The sequence below is a fragment of the Adhaeribacter arboris genome (genome assembly GCF_003023845.1).
Lineage (GTDB): Bacteria > Bacteroidota > Bacteroidia > Cytophagales > Hymenobacteraceae > Adhaeribacter > Adhaeribacter arboris.
Map to the genome: position 1 here is coordinate 1,008,538 of NZ_PYFT01000001.1, position 19,047 is coordinate 1,027,584.

The 19,047-nt window shown below is 42.2% G+C and carries 13 protein-coding genes; 10 read left to right on the forward strand and 3 right to left on the reverse strand.

What is annotated here, in order from left to right:
- Nucleotides 1-52 precede the first annotated feature (52 nt).
- The gene (locus AHMF7605_RS04310) at nt 53-904 is read left to right on the forward strand and encodes a prephenate dehydrogenase (protein WP_106926783.1); all 852 of its coding nucleotides are present in this window, start codon (nt 53-55) and stop codon (nt 902-904) included.
- A gap of 133 nt (nt 905-1,037) precedes the next feature.
- Here the strand turns inward: AHMF7605_RS04310 and AHMF7605_RS04315 are convergent, their stop codons facing one another.
- The gene (locus AHMF7605_RS04315; protein ID WP_106926785.1) at nt 1,038-1,469 is read right to left on the reverse strand and encodes a QcrA and Rieske domain-containing protein; all 432 of its coding nucleotides are present in this window, start codon (nt 1,467-1,469) and stop codon (nt 1,038-1,040) included.
- Between the two features lie 428 nt (nt 1,470-1,897).
- Here AHMF7605_RS04315 and AHMF7605_RS04320 point away from each other — a divergent pair, with 428 nt between their 5' ends.
- From AHMF7605_RS04320 to AHMF7605_RS04350, 7 genes are all read left to right on the forward strand, one after another.
- A complete protein-coding gene (locus tag AHMF7605_RS04320; RefSeq protein ID WP_146153513.1) occupies nt 1,898-2,122 on the forward strand; it encodes a hypothetical protein in 225 nt (74 codons plus the stop codon).
- An 80-nt stretch (nt 2,123-2,202) separates the two neighbouring features.
- On the forward strand, nt 2,203-4,740 hold the full coding sequence (gene gyrA / locus AHMF7605_RS04325; protein WP_106926789.1) for a DNA gyrase subunit A: 2,538 nt from the start codon (nt 2,203-2,205) through the stop codon (nt 4,738-4,740).
- A 41-nt stretch (nt 4,741-4,781) separates the two neighbouring features.
- A complete protein-coding gene (locus AHMF7605_RS04330; RefSeq protein ID WP_106926791.1) occupies nt 4,782-5,918 on the forward strand; it encodes a tetratricopeptide repeat protein in 1,137 nt (378 codons plus the stop codon).
- Between the two features lie 374 nt (nt 5,919-6,292).
- A complete protein-coding gene (locus tag AHMF7605_RS04335) occupies nt 6,293-8,338 on the forward strand; it encodes a M13 family metallopeptidase (RefSeq protein ID WP_106926793.1) in 2,046 nt (681 codons plus the stop codon).
- A 249-nt stretch (nt 8,339-8,587) separates the two neighbouring features.
- A complete protein-coding gene (locus AHMF7605_RS04340) occupies nt 8,588-9,970 on the forward strand; it encodes a c-type cytochrome domain-containing protein (protein ID WP_106926795.1) in 1,383 nt (460 codons plus the stop codon).
- A gap of 10 nt (nt 9,971-9,980) precedes the next feature.
- On the forward strand, nt 9,981-13,223 hold the full coding sequence (locus AHMF7605_RS04345; protein ID WP_199200193.1) for a DUF1553 domain-containing protein: 3,243 nt from the start codon (nt 9,981-9,983) through the stop codon (nt 13,221-13,223).
- An 11-nt stretch (nt 13,224-13,234) separates the two neighbouring features.
- Nucleotides 13,235-14,683 carry a DUF1501 domain-containing protein gene (locus AHMF7605_RS04350; RefSeq protein ID WP_106926797.1) on the forward strand — a complete coding sequence of 483 codons (1,449 nt, stop codon included), beginning with the start codon at nt 13,235-13,237 and terminating at the stop codon, nt 14,681-14,683.
- Between the two features lie 117 nt (nt 14,684-14,800).
- Here AHMF7605_RS04350 and AHMF7605_RS04355 read toward each other — a convergent pair whose 3' ends face one another.
- The gene (locus tag AHMF7605_RS04355) at nt 14,801-15,286 is read right to left on the reverse strand and encodes a DUF6702 family protein (protein ID WP_106926799.1); all 486 of its coding nucleotides are present in this window, start codon (nt 15,284-15,286) and stop codon (nt 14,801-14,803) included.
- A gap of 68 nt (nt 15,287-15,354) precedes the next feature.
- Between AHMF7605_RS04355 and AHMF7605_RS04360 the strand changes: the two genes are divergently transcribed.
- Entirely contained in the window at nt 15,355-15,942 is a 588-nt protein-coding gene (locus tag AHMF7605_RS04360; RefSeq protein ID WP_106926801.1) for a HupE/UreJ family protein, read from the forward strand.
- Nucleotides 15,943-15,958: 16 nt separating this feature from the next.
- On the forward strand, nt 15,959-18,313 hold the full coding sequence (locus AHMF7605_RS04365) for a M1 family metallopeptidase (RefSeq protein WP_106926803.1): 2,355 nt from the start codon (nt 15,959-15,961) through the stop codon (nt 18,311-18,313).
- A gap of 113 nt (nt 18,314-18,426) precedes the next feature.
- Here the strand turns inward: AHMF7605_RS04365 and AHMF7605_RS04370 are convergent, their stop codons facing one another.
- Nucleotides 18,427-18,954: a dihydrofolate reductase family protein gene (locus tag AHMF7605_RS04370; RefSeq protein ID WP_106926805.1), complete on the reverse strand. Its 528-nt coding sequence runs from the start codon at nt 18,952-18,954 to the stop codon at nt 18,427-18,429.
- Nucleotides 18,955-19,047: the final 93 nt, after the last annotated feature.

Genomic DNA, 19,047 nt, shown 5'->3' on the forward strand with positions numbered 1-19,047 from the left:
TTAATTTGGCGGTCAAAAATTTAATGCCGGATCTCTACCGGTTTTATTAAGTATGAAACTTTGTATTATAGGAATTGGCTTACTCGGGGGGTCGTTTGCTTTAGGTTTAAAAGAAATCTTACCTGATTTAACGGTAGTAGGAGTAGATAATAATCCGGAGCACGCGCAAAAAGCCATTGAACTTAAAATTGTAGAGCAAATTTTATCAATGGATATAGCCGTGGCGGAATCAAACTTAATTGTTTTAGCCACGCCGGTAAATGCCATTATATCTTTGCTGCCTCGGGTTTTGGATTTGGTATCCACCTCCGCGGTGGTGATTGATTTGGGTTCGACTAAAGAACTGATTTGCGCGGCGGTGCAGAACCATCCGAAAAGAAATCAATTTGTGGCAGTACATCCCATTGCGGGTACCGAATATTCAGGACCGGAAGCGGCTTTTACTACTTTGCTTAAAGAAAAAACCATGATTATCTGCGAGCAGGAAAAAAGCCATCCTACCGCTGTAACCTTAATAGAAGATTTGTGCCGGAAATTGGAAATGCGTATTAGTTACATGGATGCTGCTTCGCATGATTTGCACTTAGCGTACGTTTCGCATCTCAGCCACATTAGTTCTTTTGCGCTTGGAATTACGGTATTGGAAAAAGAGAAAAATGAACAAAATATTTTTGATATGGCAGGCAGTGGTTTTTCCTCCACGGTACGATTGGCAAAAAGTTCGCCGGATATGTGGGCGCCCATTTTTACCCAAAACGGCAAAAACATTTCCGAAGCTCTGAGTAGTTATATCGAAATACTAAAGCATTTTAAAAATACTATTGACAACCAGGACGAAAAAAGCAGCTATGCGCTCATGCAGGAAGCTAATGAAATCCGCCGGATTCTGCAGGGGATTAAATAAGTTTAGAAGTTGTCAGGTTCAAAAATTGGATAGTTTCAAGGGTAAGGATTACTTGTATAAAGCGGCAAATACTTGTTTACAATCCATAAACTTTTAAATGTTTACATCCTACAACTTCTAAACAACTTACCATCTACTCAAAAATCCGGAGCATAGTGCCCGTTAAAGAAGTTTTATACTGCTTGAGTGCGGTTGCGGCTGGCCCGTTTACTACTTTACCATCTAAGGCAAATTTGGAACCGTGTACCGGGCAATAGAACTGGTTATTCGGAGATTCAAAGGTTATTTGCCCTCCTTGGTGCGTACAAACGGAAGCAACAGCAATATAATTTCCCGCGCTCGTTTTGGCTACGATTACTTCGTTGGTAACCAAGTGACCACCATTCGTTTGCAGGGCAGCGTTGGCCGGAGCATTTAAGTCTAAAGTAAAATCTTTTTTGTTGGAGGTGCCCGGGTTATTGGGAGAAGGGTCATCTTCTTTTTTAGAACAGCCACCCATGCAAGCCGCAAAAACTACCGAGGCGGCCCCCGAACCTAATAAAGCCAGAAATTCTTTTCTTTCCATAACTGATTCATATATTTAAAAAAAGTAAATAGCGCTTCTGCTGAATATGATCTTTAGCCCGCCTTATTTTATTGGCTATAATGAATTTTGAGTATATTGTTTAAACAGGCAATATTTTGGTACCAGCACGGAGAAAACTTAGGGATAGTTGCTTGTAGTTGAAATAATTCTTAGCCAGAATTATATTGGGTATAATGCTACTTAGATAAGGTTATAATCCTAAAAATAGAGTAGTAACTGAATTATAAAATCCTCTTATCTGTTTCTATAATAGTGGCTTCTTGTTAAATAAATCAGAAAAAATACCGTTACTAGCTTAGGCTTTTTTCCAGATACTTAAGCCAGGAAAGAGATAATCTAAATATTGTTACTTAGTTTTGAGTTATTTTAAAAAGTCTTTTATTTACCTGTATTCAGATTTAACTACCATGTTCTTCCCCAACCGGCTGGGATTATTTCTTGTTGTTTGTTTTTTATTTTTTGGTTGCCGACCGGCTTGTCATATTGCTTCCTGCGATGTACGCAAAGTACACCACCACGGCGGTAAAATTTATCGGGGTCAGCCCATCTGGAAAAGACAAAACCCGCATATTGGCCAAGGAATACCCCGGAATATAAAGGAGAATCCCCAACACAAACGGAAGAAGCAATAAGAAAACTAGACAAAAACCTTAAATTTTCTGTAACTTGCCGGCCACGGTTTCTTACTAGAATACTACCATTTTAACGAAAAATGACAGAAGGCGAAAGAATAATACCAATAAATATTGAAGATGAAATGCGGGGAGCCTACATCGACTACTCCATGTCGGTAATTGTTTCCCGGGCTTTACCCGATGTACGCGATGGCTTGAAACCGGTACATCGCCGCGTGTTATACGGCATGTCGGAATTAGGGGTAACGTATAATAAAGCTTATAAAAAATCCGCCAGGATTGTTGGCGAAGTATTAGGTAAATACCACCCGCACGGCGATTCTTCGGTGTACGATACCATGGTGCGGATGGCCCAGGATTGGTCCTTACGTTACCCTTTAGTAGATGGCCAAGGTAACTTTGGTTCCATCGACGGCGATTTCCCGGCAGCGATGCGGTATACAGAAGCTCGGTTAAAGCGGATTGCGGACGAACTTCTGGGGGACTTAGATAAAAACACCGTAGATTTTATTCCTAATTTTGACGATTCTTTAAAGGAGCCGAGCGTGATGCCGGCCAAATTACCCAATTTACTGGTAAACGGTACTTCCGGCATTGCGGTGGGTATGGCTACTAACATGGCTCCGCACAATTTAAACGAAGTAGTGAATGGCATTATCGCCTATATCGATAATCATGAAATTACTATTGCGGAGTTAATGCAGCACATTACCGCTCCCGATTTTCCTACGGGCGGTACAATTTACGGTTATGAAGGTGTTCGGGCCGCTTATGAAACCGGAAGAGGGCGCGTAATAGTACGGGCGAAAGCTACCTTCGAAACCACTCCCTCCGGGAAAGAACAAATTGTGGTTTCAGAGATTCCTTACATGGTAAATAAAGCGGCTATGATTGAAAAAACGGCCGCTTTAATTAACGAAAAGAAAATAGAAGGTATTTCGGACTTGCGCGATGAATCGGACCGCGATGGCTTACGCGTGGTTTACGACCTGAAACGCGATGCCATGCCCAATGTAGTTCTGAATAACCTCTATAAATACACGCAATTACAGTCTTCCTTTGGCGTAAATAATGTGGCTCTCGTTAACGGGCGTCCTCTAACGCTTAATCTGAAAGAATTAATTCGCTATTTTGTGGAACACCGCCACGAAGTAGTCATTCGCCGGACAGAGTTTGAATTAGGGGAAGCCAGAAAGCGGGCCCATATTCTGGAAGGCTTGCTTATTGCGCTCGACCATCTGGATGAGGTAATTAATTTGATTCGTTCGTCGCGCGACCCGGACGTGGCTCGCGTTGGTTTGATGGAACGTTTCCAATTATCTGAAATCCAAGCAAGAGCTATTCTGGATATGCGGTTGCAGCGATTAACCGGTCTGGAACGAGATAGACTTACGAAAGAGTACGAAGAAATTAAGCAGTTAATTACCCGTTTAGAAGAAATTCTGGCCAGCGAAGAACTGCGCATGCAAATAATCAAAGACGAATTAACTGAAATTCGGGATCGGTACGGAGATCCGCGCCGCACCAACGTGGAAATGTCATCGAGCGATTTCTCGATGGAAGATATGATTCCGGATGAGAGCATGGTAATTACCATTTCACACGAAGGTTACATTAAACGGACGGCTTTAACCGAATACCGTAGCCAGAGTCGGGGAGGAGTAGGTTCCCGGGGAGTAGCTGCTTCCAAGCAAGATGATTTTACGGAGCATTTATTTATTGCCAATACCCATAATTATATGTTGCTTTTCACCGAATCCGGTAAGGTATTCTGGTTGAAAGTTTATGAAATTCCGGAAGGTAGTAAAACTGCCAAAGGTCGTGCTATTCAAAACCTGATTAATATTGAAAAAGAAGATAAGGTACGCGCCGTAATTAACGTGCACGATTTAAAAAATCCGGATTATATACTCAACAATTTCCTGATTTTCTGTACGGAGCAAGGTACCATTAAAAAAACTCCTTTGGAAGCTTATTCCCGTCCTCGTTTAAACGGAATAAATGCGATTACCATTAACGAAGGCGACCGTTTATTAGATGTACGCTTAACCAATGGTTCTAACGATATTGTGCTGGCGCTTAAATCTGGTCGGGCGGTACGCTTTAACGAAGATAAAGTTCGTTCCATGGGCCGGAATGCGGCCGGAGTAAGAGGAGTAACCTTAGCCAACGAAGCAGACAAAGTAGTAGGAATGGTTTGTTTGAGCGATCCGAATATGAACTTGCTGGTAGTTTCGGAGAAAGGCTTTGGCAAACGCTCACCGCTGGAAGAATACCGGATTACCAACCGGGGTGGAAAAGGCGTTAAAACCCTGAATATTACCCCCAAAACCGGCCAATTAGTAGCAATTCACGGCGTAACCGACACCGATGATTTAATGATTATTAATCGCTCCGGTATTACCATCCGTTTGCGAGTAAGCGACTTGCGGGTTATTGGTCGGGCTACGCAAGGAGTTCGTTTAATTAAAATCAACGAAGGCGATGAAATTTCGTCGGTAGCCAAAATTGAATACGAAGATAAAACCGAAATCGTCTTAAATCAGTCGGAATTACCCGCCGATGAATCTCTCAACCCCGATCTGACGGATCCGGACTTAATCAACGAAAACTAATTAATAAACCCTAACTTAAACTAAAAGAGTAATTTATTTGTATGAAAAAACTTTTGTTAACTACCGTTGCCCTGGTGAGTATGCAGTTGGCAATGGCCCAAAAATCTGAAGTTACTAATGCGATTCTGTCTTTGAAAAACGGGACCTTAGATAAAGCTAAAACTTCGATTGATAAAGCTGTTGTGCACGAGAAAACAGCGAACGACCCCAAAGCCTGGTTTACCAAAGGAGAAGTTTACGCCGCTTATATTGATAATCCTATTTTTGGCAAACAAGTACCTAATGCCGTAGAAGAAGCGTATCAGGCTTATGACAAAGCCATTGCTCTAGATAAAGACGGGGAGTGGGGCAAGCAGGCAGCAGCTAAAAAAGATAATTTATACGCCGGAGCTTTTAACAATGCGGTAAACGCCTATAACGATAAACGTTACGACGAAGCTATAAAAGCGTATACCATGGCGCAGAATATTCGTCCGCAAGATACCACGGCGTATGTTTATGCAGCCTACGCAGCAGAAGCTAAGCAAGATTTCCCGTTAGCCAAAGAAAATTACAAGAAGTTACTGGCCATGAACCACAAAACGCCGATGGTTTATAACCGCTTGATTTACTTTGCCAAAGAAGTAGATAAAAACGAGACGGAAACGGCCGCCTTATTGGCAGATGCGGTAAAGCAATTCCCTAATAATAAAGATTTTATGTTGGAAGAGCTAAATACTTACATTAAGGCGGGTAAAGGCAAAGAAGCTATTTCCAAAGTAGAAAATGCGGTTAAAGTAGATCCCACTAATGCTAATTTATATAACGTATTAGGTTCTCTTTACGATCAAACCGGTGAAAAAGAAAAAGCCCGCCAGAGTTATGAATCGGCTCTTAAAATTGATCCGGCTAACTTCGACGCTAACTTTAACATGGGCGTTTACTATTACAACAAAGGAGCCGATACCAACAACAAATTAAGTAAGTTGAGCGCCGCTAATCAGCAGAAATCCGGAGCTAAATATGCGGCCGATAGCAAGCAAAGCTTTAATGCGGCTATTCCTTACTTCGAAGCCGCGCATAAAGCGAATCCGAATGACGCCAGCACGATGGAAACCTTAGCGAAAGTGTATATTCAAACTGGTCGGACGAAAGATGCCGAAGCCATGAATAAGAAAATGGACGCGGCTAAAAAATAATTAAGTATTTAAATCTTTAAAAAGGGAGGCTATAACAGCTTCCCTTTTTTATTTCCTTTCAGCTAAAAATTTTTAAATTATGCTCAAATTATTCTTTCAACTATCTAGATTTTAAAACCTACGAGCGCTAATACCTTGCTTGCAATGGTAATAATCCATATCAACTATTTTACTTAAGTGCTTGGTAAAATTACTTATGTTATTAAAGCTTAATAGTACGTTAGTTCTTATACTTTAATTACAAACTTCATGTAAGTCCTTGTATGAGTAAAAAAATCTTTCTTGTTTTTACCTTTTACTTCGTTGCAAACAAAGTAACTTTAAACTGGAGCACTTTTAAAATCTTTAAATAAACAATCAATCTAAGGTAAACTATGATAAAACGCACCACTAACTATTTCGGGATTGCCATTATAACCCTTGCCACTCTTGTTAATACGAGCTGTAATAAGTCCGGGAAAAAAGAGCAGCCGTTAAGCTCCGGTATTATCCGGGAAAATATGGATACAACGGTGGCTCCTGGTAATAATTTCACGGCCTATGTAAATGGGGCTTGGCTGAAGAAAACCATGATTCCGGCAGATAAAGCTTCGTATGGCGTTGGTCAGATGTTAAACGATAAAGCGCAGGAAGATGTAAAAGCCATCATTGAAGGCGCCGCCGCGGGTAAATTCGCGGAGGGCACGGAAGAGCAAAAAATTGGTGATTTCTACGAAGCTTATCTAAATTGGAAAACGCGGGATTCTGTAGGCTTAAAACCTTTAAACGAGGAATTCAAGAAAATTGAGTCGATTAGCAATTACCAAGATTTAGCTAAGTATTTTGCCTACGCGAATAAATATGGTAATACGGTGCCCTTCAGCATTAACGTTACCGAAGATTTTAAAAACCCAAAGCAATACATGCTTCTTACCTGGCAAAACGGGATAGGCTTGCCGGAACGCGAATATTACTTTTTAACGGATGCCAAATCAAAAGACATTCGCAATAAATACGTAGCACACATCGAAAAAATGCTACAGCTCGCTGGCATTCCGAACGGTAAAGAAAAAGCCGCGCAGATAATGGTCCTGGAAACACGGATGGCTGCTCAGCACATGAAGAAAGAAGATACCCGCAACACTCCGGCACTTTACAATAAATTTGCGGTAGATAAGCTAAACACCTTAATGCCGGATTTTGATTGGAAAACGTTGCTGCAAGAGGCGGGCATTAAGCAAGACAGTATTGTAGTGGCGCAGGTAGCCTATACGAAAGCTTTAAATGATATTATTAAATCGACCCCACTGGATACCTGGAAAACGTATTTGCAATGGAGTTTGATTAATAGCTCAGCTAGTTACTTAACTTCTAAACTGGATGCGCAAAATTTTGAATTTTATAATAAAACACTTTATGGTACCGAAAAGCAACGACCGCAATGGCGCCGGGCGGTAGATGTGGTAAACGGTAGCCTAGGTGAAATGGTAGGTAAAGTGTACGTTAAGAAACATTTCCCGCCGGAAGCCAAAGAACGCATGCTGGCACTCGTGAATAACTTACTAAAAGCCTACGAATCGAGTATAAAAGAGCTGGATTGGATGAGCGAAGAAACCAAAAAACAAGCCTTAGATAAATTAAGTAAATTTACTCCGAAGATTGGCTACCCCGATAAATGGCGGGATTATTCTACCTTAAAAGTAGTGAAACACGATTTGTACGGCAATATGATGCGGGCAACGGAGTTTGAATACAAGCGTAACGTAAATAAGTTGGGCAAACCAGTAGATCGGGGGGAGTGGGGCATGACCCCGCAAACGGTAAATGCTTATTATAATCCGCCACTAAACGAAATTGTTTTTCCGGCGGCTATTTTGCAACCACCCTTTTTTGATAGGAACGCGGAAGATGCCGTTAATTACGGCGGAATAGGTGCGGTTATCGGTCATGAAATTGGTCATGGTTTCGACGATGAAGGCAGTACTTTTGACGGAAACGGCGTTATGCGCAACTGGTGGACCGAAAAAGACCAGCAGGAGTTCAAGAAACGAACCAGCGCTCTGGTAGCCCAGTACAACGATTTTAAAGTTTTTAAAGATTTAAATGTAAACGGTACCTTTACGCTCGGCGAAAACATTGGCGATTTAGGTGGTTTAAGTATTGCTCTAAAAGCTTACAACACTAGTTTAAATGGCCAGCCGGCACCGGTATTAGATGGTTATACCGGCAATCAACGCGTATTCATTGGCTGGGCGCAAGGCTGGTTAAACAAAGCCCGGGAAGAAGCCCTCCGAAATCAAGTAACCACTGATCCGCACTCGCCGGCGAAATTCCGGGTAAATGGGGTAGTCCGGAATATTCCGGAATTTTATACCGCTTTTAACGTTAAACCAACCGATTCTTTGTATTTAGCGCCGGATAAAAGAGTAAAAATCTGGTGATGATCTTATTTTGTCATTAATTACAAAAAGACCTGTTTATTCGTTTGAACAGGTCTTTTTAATTTTATCAACTTTATTCTTCCTCTATAATAAATCTTCTTTCCTATTCTTCTAACTACTAGTTTTTAATTAACGGTAAAACTATAAGCTTAGCAGTGTTTATTAATTCTATTAATTTTTTGTAAATTATCCTTTATGTTTTGCTTTTTTTCTAAATTAAAACTGTAAAATAGCCAATTAGTTAATCCAATGTTAGAAAACCTAGTTCAGTTTCTTGGTCGCTTACACCCTTTAATAGTGCATTTGCCCATTGGCATTCTTATGCTGGCCATTGCTTTGCAATGGTTAGTTGTTTTTCCTAAGTACGCCCGGTTCCGGGACTTATTGCCTTTGTTATGGTTTGCGGGTTTTATTTCGGCGGTAATGGCCTGCCTTGCCGGCTTTTTACTTAAACAAGACGGCGGGTACGACGAAGAAGCAGTAGATTTACACCAATTTCTAGGTATTGCTTTGACGCTAATAACCGGCTTTGTTTTCTTAATACAGAGTCAGCGTTTTCCGCAAAAATTGCTCTTACCTGGTGTTTTACTGGCTACTTTCTTTCTTATTGGTACCGGCCATTACGGCGGCAATTTAACGCACGGCGAAGATTACTTATCCCAGCCTTTATCCGCTTTAATGGGCCAAACGCCCGTTAAAAAAGTGCGAAAACCCATCACTAACTTAAATGAAGCCATTGTTTACGCCGATTTGGTGGAGCCTGTTCTCGAACAAAAATGCTATCAATGTCACAGTTCTAAAAAACAAAAAGGTGATTTAAGGCTCGACTCGCCGGAATCTTTATTGAAAGGCGGCGAGCACGGTAAAATTATCACGGTCGGTAAAGCCGATGAAAGTGATTTGTACAAACGTCTCATTTTACCCGCAGAAGACGACGACCGCATGCCCCCGAAAGGAAAACCGCAACTTACCGAATCCGAAATTCAGCTTATTCATTGGTGGTTAGACCAGGGAAGGGGTGATTTTACCAAAAAAGTGGCCGAGGTTCCCCAAGACGATAAAGTGAAAATACTATTATCCAGTATAACCAAAGGTGCTCCTTCGGAAAATGCATCCACTGAACCTTCTGAAATTCCTACGGCTAAAGTCAAACTTCCGGATGCTTCGGTTCTTCAAAAGATTAAAGAATTAGGAGTAGTGGTAAGTCCTCTTACCCGGGACAATAGTTACATAGCCCTTAATATGGTAAATGCTCCTAATTTCTCGGATGCAGATTTATTTTTACTGGCAAAAATCAGCGAAAATATTATCTGGTTAGATATGTCGGAAACTACCATAACCAATAAAGGTTTAGTGCACTTAAAAAAATTCAATAATCTTACTCGTTTAAGCCTTGATCAAACAGGTGTATCGGATGTTGGTTTGGCATCTATACAAACTTTACCCAAATTAAAATATTTAAACCTTTATGGCACCAAAGTTTCAGATCAGGGGTTAAAACTATTAGCCAATTGTAAGAGCTTGAAATCTATTTACTTATGGCAAACTAAGGTAACACCGCAAGGGGTAGCCGCCTTGCAGAAGCAAGTAGGCAAACAAGTTGAAATTAATTTCGGTATTGATACTTTATAACCTTCTGACCATGAAAAAAAAGCATTTTTTACTAGGGGTTTCAACCGTTTTGTTGCTGTCATTGGGCAGTTGCAGCGAGCCGGATTTGCCTCCCGAAGTAGAAAAAGCTATGGCCCAGATTCCCGCCAAAATTGATTATAATCTGCACGTAAAACCTATACTTTCCGATCGCTGTTTTGCTTGCCATGGCCCCGATAAAAACAAGCAAAAAGGCGGATTACGGCTCGATTTAGTTTCGGCCTACAACAAAGAAAATAAGGATACCGGTCGTAAAGCCTTAGTTCCGGGAAACTTAGCCAAGAGTGAAGTATTTCACCGGATCATTAGTACCGATCCAGAGTATTTAATGCCTACTCCCGAATCGCATTTACAGTTAAACCCGGAAGAAAAAGCCATTTTAATAAAATGGATAAAAGACGGGGCTGAATACAAACCGCATTGGTCGTTGGTAATGCCCCGGAAAACGGCTTTGCCGGCAGTGAAGAATAAGAGTTGGGTTAAAAATTCGATTGACCACTTTGTTTTAAGTAAATTAGAAGAAAAAGGTTTAAAACCTAATCCGGAAGCTTCCAAAGAAACACTTATCCGGCGAGTATCTTTTGATTTAACGGGTTTGCCACCTACCATTTCTGAAATAGACGCTTTTCTGGCGGATAAATCGCCACAGGCTTACGAACGGGTAGTGAACCGCTTATTACAATCGCCGCACTTTGGTGAGCGCCTGGCGGTAGATTGGTTGGATGTGGCCCGCTACGCCGATACCCACGGTTATCAGGACGATGGTTTACGCAATGCTTACCCCTGGCGCGATTGGGTAATCTCGGCTTTTAACCGCAACCTACCTTACGATAAATTTATTACCTACCAATTAGCCGGTGATTTACTCCCGCAACCTACCCGCGAACAATTAATTGCCACCTGTTTTTTACGGAATCATCCGCAGAGTCAGGAAGGCGGGATTGTGGACGAAGAATACCGGAGCGAATACGTGGCTGACCGGGTGAATACTTTCGGGAAAGCTTTTTTAGCGCATAGTACAGAATGTGCTCGTTGCCACGACCACAAGTACGATCCCATTTCGCATAAAAATTATTACGAACTATCCGCTTTTTTTAACAGCAACAACGAAACCGGAGAAATACCTTATACCGGCGAAGCTAGCCCGAGTTTAATCCTTACCAAACCTGAGGCCGAAGAGAAGCTACGCTTTATTCGGACGCAGTTAAAACCCCTGGAAAATAAAGAGTTACAAACAAGCAATTACGAGCAGAATTTTCAGAAATGGTTACTTTCTGCCCAAAAAAATCCGGCTAAAGCCGCAACTTCCCAAGTAGGTCTTTTAGGTTATTTTTCATTTGACGAGAAAGAACCCAAAAACAAAATAAAATCGGAACTGAACGCCCATTATACCAGCGGCGACAAAGACCGGAACCCGACGGCGTACCCGGGTAAGTTTGGGCAGGCGGTTAAAGTAGATGGCGACATGGGGGTAGAGTTTAGTAAAGAACTAACTTTCGACCGGCATGAGCCATTTAGTATTAGTGTGTGGGTGAATGTTTTGAAACCAGGTGAGTCAGGTCCACTATTTAATCGCACGAACGGCGAACTAGATAATTGGCGGGGCTACCTGTGTGGCTTAAATAAAGACGGTACCTTATCTCTGAAATTTGTTCACGTTTATCCGGCTAATGCCATGGAGGTGCAAACTGTTCAAAAACTAACTCCTCAAACCTGGCACCATTTAGCGCTTGTATACGATGGCAGCAGCAAAGCCAAGGGTATAAAATTTTACCTAGATGGTAAACGTACCGAGGTTAAAGTAATTAATGATGACCTGAAACAAAGTTTGTTGTATGCCAAAGACAAAACTAATTGGGGAATTCAAAATTTTAAATTGGGTCAGGCTTCTATTAAATCTATTTCGAATGTTGCTTTTGATGAATTCCGAGCTTATAAACGCCAACTTGCGGCTTTAGAAGTAATGCAATTAGCCGGAGACAAAGATGCTATTCAGAGTTTATTGAAAAATCCGGTTGCCAACTTGAAAACTAAGCAAAAAGATCAACTGCGGGAATATTACTTACTAAACTTCGATCCGCAATATGCCGCGCTGCAAAAAGAATTGAGGCAAACCCGCAGCCAGGAGAATGAGGTTCTTACGAATCAGGAAGAGGTAATGGTATACAAAGAATTACCAAAAGCCCGCGCCACTTTCATTTTAGACCGGGGTGCTTACGACGCCCAAAAACAACAAGTACACCCGAACACTCCGGAGAAAATATTGGCTTTTAGTAAAAAACTACCTCCCAACCGGTTAGGATTAGTGAATTGGTTATTAAGTGAGCAACAACCTTTATTCCCAAGGGTGGTAGTAAACCGTTTCTGGCAACAATGCTTTGGCCAGGGGATTGTAAAAACGGCCGAAGATTTTGGTAATCAGGGCGATTTACCTACTCATCCGGAATTGTTGGATTATTTAGCCGTTACTTTCCGGGAAAGTAACTGGAACGTGAAAGCTTTGTTAAAAACAATAGTACTATCGGCTACTTACCGGCAATCATCGGTACCTACAACAGAAAACAAAACGAAAGATCCCGATAACAAATTATACAGCCGGGCGCCTTCTTACCGGATGTCCGCCGAAATGATTCGCGACAATGCTTTAGCGGCGAGTGGTTTGTTAACGCAAAAAGTAGGGGGAAAGAGTGTATTCCCTTATCAACCTGCCGGAATATGGGAAGCTTTGGCCACTCGAAATGCTACCCATTACGAAACCAGCAAAGGGCCGGATTTGTACCGGCGGAGCTTATATACCGTTTGGAAACGGAGTTCTCCCCACCCGGCCATGATTAATTTTGACGTACCCGACCGGTACATGTGCAGCGTGCGCCGCCAGAAAACCAGTACGCCTTTACAAGCTTTGGTGCTGATGAATGACGTACAGTACGTGGAAGCTGCCCGCATTTTAGGGGAGAGAATGATACGGGAAGGAGGCTCTAAGCCGGAGCAACGCATTACGTATGCCTTCCGGGCTTTAACTAGCCGCAGGCCTAGGGCGAATGAATTAGCTATTTTAGAGGATTTATATCAGCAAGAATACGCTGATTTTGCTAAGGATCAGGAGCTTACGGAAAAATTGCTACGGGAAGGAGAGTACCCCCGTGATAAAAAATTACCGGCCGCGGAGGTAGCTACCTGCGCTGTGGTGGCTAATACTCTCATGAATTTTGATGAATTTGTAATTAAGCGTTAAGTATATCGGCTATGTGTCATTACCACCATCACCAGCAAGTTGCCAGCCAGATGAACCGGCGGGAATTTTTAACCCGCACTAGTTTGGCCGGAGTAGGACTAGCGGCACTATCCTCGCTGCTGCCGCAGAGCGTTTTTGCTGATACCAATCCGAAACCGGTTTTGCCGCATTTTGCTCCTAAAGCGAAGCGCATTATTTATTTATTTCAGAGTGGCGGTCCCTCGCAGTTAGAATTATTCGATTATAAACCTAAGCTGCAGCAGTTATTTGGGCAAGAATTACCCGCTTCTATTCGGGGTAACCAGCGCTTAACGGGCATGACTTCAAACCAAAAATCATTTCCCTTAGCCATGGGTAAGTTTGAATTTGCGCAGCACGGTAAAAGCCGCGCCTGGGTTTCGGACTTGTTGCCGCATACGGCTAAAATAGTAGATGAGCTCTGCTTTATAAAATCCATGCACACCGAAGCCATTAACCACGACCCGGCCGTTACCTTTATTCAAACGGGTAGTCAGCAAGCCGGCCGGCCAAGTTTTGGCTCGTGGCTGAGTTATGGTTTAGGTAGCGAAAATCAAAATTTACCGGCTTTTGTGGTATTATTATCCCGGGCCAGAGAAGGAGATCAACCGTTGTATGCCAAACTTTGGGGCAATGGATTCTTACCTTCGGAACACCAGGGGGTTATATTCCGATCGGGCGATAATCCCGTTTACTATTTGAACAATCCGGGCGGTATGGATAAAGTAAGCCGCCGCCGCATGCTCGATCATTTGGCCAAGTTGCACCAAGCGCAAGTCAAACACGTACTCGACGAGGAGATAAATTCCCGGATTTCGCAGTACGAAATGGCCTACCGAATGCAAAGTTCGGTACCGGCTACGCTGGATATTAGCAAAGAACCCGAGTACATTTATAGCCTATACGGCGAAGAATCGAAAAAACCCGGCACGTTCGCGGCTAATTGTTTGCTAGCCCGTCGGCTCATTGAAAAAGATGTGCGCTTTGTGCAATTATATCACCAAGGCTGGGATCAGCACGGCAATTTACCGAATGATATAAAATTAATGGCTAAATCCGTGGACCAAGCTTCCGCAGCACTTATTCAAGATTTAAAACAACGCGGCTTACTGGATGAAACTTTGGTCATCTGGGGCGGCGAGTTCGGGCGAACCAATTACTCCCAAGGGAAATTAACGCCTGAGAATTATGGTCGCGATCATCATCCCCGTTGTTATACCATTTTTATGGCCGGTGCCGGAATAAAAAAAGGATTTACTTACGGCGAAACCGATGAATTCGGTTATAATATCGTGAAGAACCCGGTTCATGTGCACGATTTTCAGGCTACGGTTTTGCATTTATTAGGTATTGATCACGAGCAATTAATTTTCAAAAACCAAGGCCGCCGTTACCGCCTGACGGATGTAGCCGGGAAAGTAGTAAAAGATGTTCTGGCTTAAGTAAGAAGTTAAGTTTCTAATTATAAACAAAGAAGTAGGAAATAAATAGTACTTACTTCTTTGTTTATATCTACCTTGAAGATTATTGTTCAGGATTAGTTTAAATTGAATCCATCTTTAAAAAGTAAAAGTGTAGCGGCTTTCCGGGTTATCCAGCTTTGTACTCTGCCGCTGTTTGCCAATGGTTACGTGTACCAAGTTTTGCTGCTCCGGATGTTGGTCAAATAGAATAGCATCTTGAATTTCCAATCGTTTAACCGGTGTCGTTTGAGGTGCTTCCAGGTAACACCAGGCGGCATCTTCTTCAATTTCATAACCCAAGTACTTCAGCTTTACTAATTTGCCGTCAACCCGCAGTTGCAGTTGTTGTTGGAGGTAATCCGCTATTAAATTATTTATTTGTTTTTGGTCGGTTGGTTTTAGAATGTTAATCTGAACTTTGTATTTTTTTTCCAGAGTTTTTTCTAAATCATCAAAAAATATCCGGCTGCTGATTTCCAGATTTTTGCTTTTTTCGTTTTGGCGGATCTCGGTTATACTCACGAAAAAAGGATGAAAAACAGAACTTAAATAAAGGAAGGAAACATAAATATACGATAGCATAGCCCAAGCAAATCCGGGAAAATACCGGCATTCTCTTTAATTTAACGCCAAAATACGAAAAGAAATTCATGCAGGATTTTTCTTTATACTTCTCGTTAGGCTGGGAGCATATTTTAGATTGGCAAGGCTACGACCATATTTTGTTTGTATGTGCTTTGTGCGGCATTTATGTTTGGCGCGATGGGCGAAAAGTTTTAGTACTGGTTACTGCTTTTACCCTGGGTCATTCGGTAACATTGGCCTTAAGCGTGTTAAATATCATCCGGATACCAACTGCTCTTATTGAATTTCTGATTCCGGTTACGATTGTAGCTACTTGTTTGGGTAATATCTTCCGAAAAAAAACGTCGGCTTGGTCCATTCGGTTCAACTACTTTTTGGCTCTATTTTTCGGTTTCATTCACGGTTTAGGTTTTTCCAACTATTTAAAAAGTTTATTGGGTCGTAATTCCAACATTATCGCGGAATTATTTAGTTTTAACCTGGGTTTAGAAATGGGTCAACTAATTATTGTATTTACAATTCTCTTTTTATCTTTTATCTTTACCGAAGTCGGGAAAGCACCCCGGCGGGAATGGAATTTATTTTTATCATCGGCTATTTTGGGGATTGCATTCACCATGGCCCTGGAACGTCTGGCCGTTCTTTTGAATTAACTGCTTATCCAATTAAATGAAAAATTGCTTTTTAACCTTACTCTTTATCACTGGTCTGAGTGTACCAGTCTGGGCACAAACGCAGAATAATCCGGAATCGAACCACGGGAACAAATTTGAACAGCTCGGCACTATTATTCAGGACCCGAATATGTACCGTTCGGCGTCTGGCGCTCCCGGCCCCCGTTATTGGCAGCAACGCGCCGATTACGAAATAGACGTGGCACTCGACGATGAAAAACAACGGATCACGGGTTCTGAAACCGTAACCTACTACAATAATTCTCCCGACCCGCTTACTTACATCTGGCTGCAGCTCGACGAAAACGAGCATAATCCCAAGAGCGACAACCAAAAGTTCGACGAGAGTAGCATGAAAGACAAAATGTCGATTGCGGATGTGCAAGCCATTATGGGCCATAATCAGGATTTAGGGGTAAAGATCCAGAAATTAACTGATGGCAGCGGTAAAGCTTTAAAATATACCATCAACCAAACCATGTTGCGCATTGAGCTGCCGAAAACTTTGAAACCCGGCGAGCGCTTCAAGTTCAAAGTAAACTGGAATTATACTATTTCGGATAGGATGACCATTGGCGGCCGCGGCGGTTACGAGTATTTTGCCGAAGATGGTAATTATTTGTACACCATTGCCCAGTGGTACCCACGCTTGGCGGTTTATTCCGATTTTCAGGGCTGGCAGAACAAGCAATTTACCGGCCGGGGAGAGTTTGCTTTAACTTTTGGTAATTTTAAAGTAAATATAACCGTTCCCGCCGATCACGTGGTAGGCGCTACCGGTGAATGTCAAAATTATAGCAAAATATTAACTCCGGCGCAATACAAACGCTGGAACCAAGCTAAATCTGCTACCTCGCCCATTGAAATAGTTACGTTAGCTGAAGTAAAACAAACCATGAAAAGCAAATCCCAGAAGCAGAAAACCTGGACTTACGTGGCCAGTAATGTGCGGGATTTTGCCTTTGTGTCGTCGCGGCGGATTGTATGGGATGCTATGGGCACTAACGTAGAAGGTAAAAAAGTTATGGCCATGTCTTACTATGGTCCGGAAGCTTACCCGCTTTACAACCGTTATTCCACCAAAGTAGTGGCGCATACCTTAAAATCCTATTCAAAGCACAGTATTGCTTATCCGTACCCGGTGGCCATTTCGGTAGAAGCGGCCAACGGCATGGAATACCCGATGATTTGCTTTAATTACGGCCGGGCCGAAAAAGACGGCACCTATTCCGAAGCAACAAAATACGGAATGATCGGGGTAATTATTCACGAAGTAGGTCATAACTTCTTCCCGATGATTGTGAACTCCGACGAACGGCAGTGGACCTGGATGGACGAAGGTTTAAACACCTTTTTACAATATTTAGCGGAACAGGAATGGGATAACAACTACCCGTCGCAACGCGGGCCGGCGCATAAAATTGCCGATTACATGCGCTTACCCAAAGATCAGTTAGAACCCATCATGACAAACTCCGAAAACATTGTGCGTTTCGGACCAAATGCGTACGCTAAACCCGCAACAGCTTTAAATATTCTGCGTGAAACGGTAATGGGCCGCGAGTTGTTCGATTACGCTTTTAAACAATATGCCCGTCGCTGGGCCTTTAAACATCCTACCCCCGCCGATTTTTTCCGGACCATGGAAGATGCTTCCGCCGTGGATTTAGATTGGTTCTGGCGGGGCTGGTTTTACGGCATTGATCCGGTAGATATAGCTATTTCCAATGTAAAGTATTACCGTCTGGATACTAAAAATCCGGAAGTAGAGAATCTGGAAGCAAAAGTTACCCGCGAAAAAACCGAATACAACATTGGCCGCGAGCGCAACCGCCAGGAGGGAACCAAGTTTGCCGTAGAGCAAGATACATCGTTACAGGATTTTTATAATAAATGGGATAGATTTGCGGTAACGCCAGCATCCCGTTCTGCCTTTAACGAGTTTTATGCCGGCCTTACTCCCGAGGAAAAAGCCTTGTACGACAGCAAAACTAACTTCTACGAAGTAGAGTTTACTAACTTAGGTGGTTTAGTAATGCCGTTAATTTTGGAATGGACTTATGCTGATGGCAGCAAAGAAACGGAACGCATTTCAGCGTATATCTGGCGCAAAAACGAACAGAAGATTACAAAGGTATTTGCGAAAGCTAAAGAAGTGAAAAGTCTGCGTTTAGATCCTTATCGCGAAACCGGCGACATTGAAGAAAACAACAATGCCTGGCCCGCCGAGTACACACCTTCTAAATTTGAATTGTTCAAGCAGAAAACAACTCCCCGTGGTTCTTCAACCGGACCAAATCCTATGCAGCAGAACAGCCAAAAACCTACTCAAAACCAGGTAGGTCAATAAAGAAAGCCTTTCCATTAGAATAATTAAAAAGCTCCCGCTCCGAAATTTTAAAATCTGGGCGGGAGCTTTTTTTAAATGGAAGCTTCCTTGAACTGTTAATGGAGTTCTTTTAATTAAGAAGATACTTTTTCTAAATAAAGCATTACTAACCCGTTTTCATAAACTTGGTGCTGCGTTAATACTAAATTTTGCTGCTTCCGAACTTCCGGTAATAACTCAATTCCTTCCCCTAAAATTATAGGTATAAAGGCTATATAATACGAATCTATCAAACCGGCATCGTGCAGTAAAGTATTTATTTCACCGCCACCCACTAACCATATATCTTTACCTTCTTGTTGAAGCAAATCTTTTACAAATTCTACCGGGTTCTGACTAATTAGTTGTACCGCCGGAATCTGCGGCTTGGTTACGTCGCGGGTAAAAACGTAGGTTGTCTTACCCTCATAGGGCCATTCTCCTAGCTTTAAGCAAACTTCGTAAGTTTTGTAGCCCATTACCAAGGTATCTATTTCCGCTAAGAAATTCTGATAGCCATAGTCTTCCCCAGCATTTGGGTCAGGTAACCAATCTACGGAATCATCCTTACGGGCAATTTTACCATCCAGGCTGGTAGCAATATACAATTTCAGTTTTCTCATAAAAGGGTTTACGTTTAAGATTATGCAAAATCAAATTGCAAGCTTTTTATAAATAATTGATAGTCAAAATTTAAACAAGAAGTACAAGTGGTT

What these genes read in the sequence shown, in the direction of transcription:
- AHMF7605_RS04310 (WP_106926783.1), top strand. Translation starts at nt 53, where the DNA reads ATGAAACTTTGTATTATAGGAATTGGCTTACTCGGGGGGTCGTTTGCT.
- AHMF7605_RS04330 (WP_106926791.1), top strand. Translation starts at nt 4,782, where the DNA reads ATGAAAAAACTTTTGTTAACTACCGTTGCCCTGGTGAGTATGCAGTTG.
- AHMF7605_RS04335 (WP_106926793.1), top strand. Translation starts at nt 6,293, where the DNA reads ATGATAAAACGCACCACTAACTATTTCGGGATTGCCATTATAACCCTT.
- AHMF7605_RS04370 (WP_106926805.1), bottom strand. Translation starts at nt 18,954, where the DNA reads ATGAGAAAACTGAAATTGTATATTGCTACCAGCCTGGATGGTAAAATT.
- gyrA (WP_106926789.1), top strand. Translation starts at nt 2,203, where the DNA reads ATGACAGAAGGCGAAAGAATAATACCAATAAATATTGAAGATGAAATG.
- AHMF7605_RS04355 (WP_106926799.1), bottom strand. Translation starts at nt 15,286, where the DNA reads ATGCTATCGTATATTTATGTTTCCTTCCTTTATTTAAGTTCTGTTTTT.
- AHMF7605_RS04340 (WP_106926795.1), top strand. Translation starts at nt 8,588, where the DNA reads ATGTTAGAAAACCTAGTTCAGTTTCTTGGTCGCTTACACCCTTTAATA.
- AHMF7605_RS04320 (WP_146153513.1), top strand. Translation starts at nt 1,898, where the DNA reads ATGTTCTTCCCCAACCGGCTGGGATTATTTCTTGTTGTTTGTTTTTTA.
- AHMF7605_RS04360 (WP_106926801.1), top strand. Translation starts at nt 15,355, where the DNA reads ATGCAGGATTTTTCTTTATACTTCTCGTTAGGCTGGGAGCATATTTTA.
- AHMF7605_RS04315 (WP_106926785.1), bottom strand. Translation starts at nt 1,469, where the DNA reads ATGGAAAGAAAAGAATTTCTGGCTTTATTAGGTTCGGGGGCCGCCTCG.
- AHMF7605_RS04345 (WP_199200193.1), top strand. Translation starts at nt 9,981, where the DNA reads ATGAAAAAAAAGCATTTTTTACTAGGGGTTTCAACCGTTTTGTTGCTG.
- AHMF7605_RS04350 (WP_106926797.1), top strand. Translation starts at nt 13,235, where the DNA reads ATGTGTCATTACCACCATCACCAGCAAGTTGCCAGCCAGATGAACCGG.
- AHMF7605_RS04365 (WP_106926803.1), top strand. Translation starts at nt 15,959, where the DNA reads ATGAAAAATTGCTTTTTAACCTTACTCTTTATCACTGGTCTGAGTGTA.